General features: G+C 61.0%; 2 protein-coding genes and 1 pseudogene. 2 read left to right on the top strand and 1 reads right to left on the bottom strand.

The annotated features are described in order from the left end of the window. A partial coding sequence (locus tag ACXJKH_RS16785; RefSeq protein WP_457321014.1) for a hypothetical protein occupies positions 1–580 on the bottom strand: 580 nt, incomplete at its 3' end. A gap of 412 nt (positions 581–992) precedes the next feature. Between ACXJKH_RS16785 and ACXJKH_RS16780 the strand changes: the two genes are divergently transcribed. After that, positions 993–3,452 carry a penicillin acylase family protein gene (locus tag ACXJKH_RS16780; RefSeq protein WP_457321012.1) on the top strand — a complete coding sequence of 820 codons (2,460 nt, stop codon included), beginning with the start codon at positions 993–995 and terminating at the stop codon, positions 3,450–3,452. Beyond that, a pseudogene (locus tag ACXJKH_RS16775) lies at positions 3,449–3,734 on the top strand (cyclic peptide export ABC transporter); the annotation flags it as partial. The gene ACXJKH_RS16780 and the pseudogene ACXJKH_RS16775, both read left to right, overlap by 4 nt.

The following is a 3,734-nucleotide window of genomic DNA, read 5'->3' as shown; positions in this document are numbered from 1 at the left end:
CATCGGAACCATGCGTCKCCTGCTTCTGAACGGAGCGGATCAGATAGCTCATCTGGCCATACGGGATATTCCGCGAATGACAGTCAAGGTTCTCGAAGAATGGCTGCAATTCACGCTGCTTCCGGTACTGCTGGTCCATCCACTGGATCTGCCAGCCTCCAATGGTGAAACCGAGATTGAGTTCGACGATCTTCAGCCCTTCGCTGGTCAGAATGGCATCAGTACGCTGGCACACGAACTCCGTATTCAAACTATCCGCAAGCACCATTTCGCCCACGACATCCGGCAGACCATAGAACTTGCAGAACCGGCGGGTATCCTTGCCGAACTCCAGCAGCACGGCCCGCATCACCAGTGCGGGTATCCGGCTGACGCACTCCTGCAACGTCCGTTGCATTTCAGGCGAAATGAACCAGGGCCAGGACTGCAACCCAAACTTGTAATTGCGCAGCATCGGCGGCAGATCGTCGTCGAGCAGGTCAAGCCTGGCAAGACATTTCCCTTGCCCCACTGCGTAATCAAGAAAGCGCGCTGCGACAGCGGAGACGCTTGCATGGTTATCGATGATTTCCTTTTCCATGATCCTTTCCCGGGAATGTGACTGAAGGACGGTGAAACCTAGAAAACGCCCACGTTGCGGACTCGGCAACGCCTTCCCTGACAATCTACCTTCTGCAGCTTCCGGCTCAGGTTGGCGCAGGCCGGCGGTGCTTCAAAATGTGAACAGGGACCGCGCAAGCCGATGAACTACCCGACTTTTTACCATATCCGGATGATCTCGTTACGTTGCGAGCCCTACGCATGCGACGGTGCTGCCCGCAGCCTGGAGACACACGCCGATGCGGCCTGTCTGCTGCTGCATTCTGTTCGCGCATGATGCAGACTTGTGCATCGTGGCAACCCGGGCCTAGCGAAATGGATATCGAACTGATGTACCGGACGTATGTACCCTGTGCTGCATTGACCGACTTGAATGGCGGAAAGTGCCCGGCATGAAACTCATTCCCCTCCTCCGTCGCCACCCGTTGCTGGCACGGGTCGTGCTGTTCCTGCTGCTTCCTCTCCTGCTGACCGCTGCCTGGCTGTGGATGGACCTGCTGCGCAGCCTGCCTGATCGGGGCAGCATTACTCTGCGGCAGGTAGACAGGCCGCCGGTGACGCTGAGCAGGGATCACCAAGGCGCCATCCTCATTGAAGCCAGCGCCGATCTCGATGCCTACTACGCCGTGGGCTATGCCCACGCACAGGATCGGCTATGGCAACTGCAGGTACAGCGCTGGATGGTTCGCGGGCGGCTCAGCGAAGTCTTCGGCAAGAAGAGTATCGATTCAGATGTCTGGTTCCGCACCCTTGGGCTGTACAACGCCGCCCGCGAGGCCTGGCCTGCACTGAGTCCTGAGGCCCAGCAATCGCTTTCTGCATACACGCGTGGCATCAATGAGGCAATCGCGGCCAACGCGTCACTGCCACCTGAGTTCCGGCTGCTTGGATTGAAGCCAGAGCCCTGGACCGAAATCGATTCCCTTGCCTGGATCAAAATGTTCGCCCTGACCATGGGCGGCAACTTTCGGCGCGAGATCGACCACTACCTGGCCATGAGCATGCTGTCTCCGCAGGAGGTCGGCCCCTTCTTCCCCTCGTATCCAGACTCTGCGCCCTGCACCGCCTGCGCCAGCGCCCCGCGAAAGGCACTCGAGGCAGTTTCGGCGCGACAGACTGCTCTGCAGCGGGACCTGCTCATCGCCTATCCGGGCACCGGCAGCAATGCTTGGGCGGTCCAGGGTCGACTGACATCGACCGGCAGCGCGTTACTTGCCAACGACCCCCATCTGGGCCTGCAGACTCCCTCGCTCTGGTATGCGATCAGCATCCGCACTCCGCATCTGCAGGTCTCCGGCATGAGCTTGGTGGGCTTGCCCGTGGTGGTTTTCGGACACAACGAGCATATCTCCTGGGCGGGGACCAACATGATGGCCGATACGCAGGATTTGTTCGTAGAGCGTGCCGACGTCGCGGGAAACCGCTACGCCACCGAGCAGGGTTGGAAGTCATTTGACGTCAGTCGGGAACTCATCCGGGTACGCGCCGATTTCCCGGAGCGTCTTCGCCAGCCCTATCTCCCTGTCGAGCTCAAGGTCCGACGCAGCATCCATGGGCCCATCATCAGCGACTACTTCAATGTCTTCGATAGCCCGGTTGCGCTGCGCTGGACCGGGCTGGACCAGGCTGACACCAGCTACGAGGCGTTCTACCGACTGGGATATGCAAGCGGCTGGGCCCAGTTCAAACAGGCGCTGCAGTGGCAGGTGGCACCGGCAATGAACATGCTGTACGCCGACCGGCAGGGCAATATCGGCTATCTCGCAGCCGGCAGGGTCCCGGTCCGAAGGCAAGGCCAGGGGACGCTGCCTGTTCCCGGCTGGGACGGCAGCCACGACTGGTCGGGCTACATTCCATCGGAGCAGTGGGTACAGGCCTACAACCCGCCCTCGGGCTACATCGTCAGCGCCAACAACCGCATTGTCGGGCTCGATTACCCTTACTTCGTGTCCAATGACTGGGCCTCGCCGGCACGTGCCAAGCGCATTGAGCAACTGCTCAGGGAACGCATCGATGCCGGACGCAAGCTCACCGCCTCCGACATGCAGAAGATCCAGGGCGATACGCTCGATCTAGATGCGGCAGCCTTGATGGATGTGCTGCGCGACCAGCTTCCACAGCAATCGCATGCCGGGACAGCAGCGGCATACCTGCGGGACTGGCACGGCGACATGCGCGCCGACAGCCAGGCGGCAACGGTGTTCAACTCCTGGATGCGGCACTTTCGTCAGCGCCTGTTCCAGGCTCGTCTGCGCGGCGGCTGGGAATCACCGCAGGCCAGCACGCTCGCGCGGCGTCTGGGCGAAGGTGTCGGCACAGCGCAGCTGACCGAGCTGCTCCAGGGTGATGGCCAGGGATGGTGCGATACACGCGACTCCGAATCCGCGCGCAGCTGCGCGCGATTGTTGGCGGAATCGCAGACCGATGCTCTCACCGAGCTGCATAAGCTACGCGGAGACTGGAGCATGCAGAGCTGGGGATGGTCGCACGTGCAGCAAACACGCTACTCGCACATACCGTTCAGTGGAATGAAACCGTTCAACCTGCTTTTCGAGCGGCGCATTGGCAACGGCGGCTCACTTGATACGATCAATGTCGCTGGATCCCAGTTCGTGGACGGAGAAGGGTACCTGCAGGGTTTCGGCGCTGGCTTCCGCCAGGTCATGGAGATCGGACCACGCGGCATCTCGCACGATTACATGATTTCGACCGGGCAATCGGGTAACCCGCTGAGCACGCACTTTGCCGACATGGTCAAGCCATTCCGCGACGTGCGCTACTACCGGCTGGGCTTTTCCACCCCTGCGGCCGAACACGCACGGCCATCACCCGCAGAGGGACAAGGCCGATGAAACTGTTCTCCCAGTTCTCCGAGCATGCGCCCAACCGGGTGTTTGCATCGGTCGTGCTCGGTGCGCTTTCGGGCATCTGCTATTCACTGCTGATCCCGCTGGTGCTCAGTGCAATCCGGGCAGATGACCCGCGGCTGCAAACAGTGGACTCGGTGCTGCCGCGCGTTTTCGGCCTCGAGATCGCTCATGCGCCCTTCGCCATGGTCTTCGCGCTCATCTGCATTCTCATCCTTGTCGCGCGGACGCTGTCCCAGATCATGCTCACCCGCATCGCCATTGACG

The sequence above is a fragment of the Stenotrophomonas sp. P5_B8 genome (genome assembly GCF_054049855.1).
The sequence above is the reverse complement of the archived record's forward strand: the minus strand, read 5'-3'. Positions and strand labels throughout refer to the sequence as shown.

What these genes read in the sequence shown, in the direction of transcription:
- ACXJKH_RS16780 (WP_457321012.1), top strand. Translation starts at nt 993, where the DNA reads ATGAAACTCATTCCCCTCCTCCGTCGCCACCCGTTGCTGGCACGGGTC.